Annotated in this window: 1 protein-coding gene; it reads left to right on the top strand. The window is 49.8% G+C overall.

Annotated features, from left to right (window positions below; translation table 11 throughout):
- Positions 1–71 precede the first annotated feature (71 nt).
- Positions 72–291, top strand: a 220-nt coding sequence (locus AC0L3U_RS39135) for a hypothetical protein (protein ID WP_473365082.1), incomplete at its 3' end; no start/stop codon positions are given.

Raw genomic sequence — 291 nt, 5'->3', positions numbered from 1 at the left:
CCTTGATAGTCGGGCACTTGCATTGACGCTCAATGGGCAAAAGGAGCTGTCTGGCAGATTTGGGATCTTGCTTGAAAACGAAGAGACCGGTAGATCAAGATTGTAAGATCGACAATATCGAGTTCAACGATAGCGATATCTCACGTAGTAAAGTGATCTATGGCTCGGTATGGGTAGGCCTGGAATTAAGCACTGCCATACCCAGTGACACCTTGCGGCGCACTTGGGCGTTGGCGTCTCAATCAACAGAAAAGCGTAGCCACCGACAGCAGGCAAATGATCTGTACCGCC

This window comes from Bradyrhizobium sp. Kon69 (assembly GCF_055807515.1).
The sequence above is the reverse complement of the archived record's forward strand: the minus strand, read 5'-3'. Positions and strand labels throughout refer to the sequence as shown.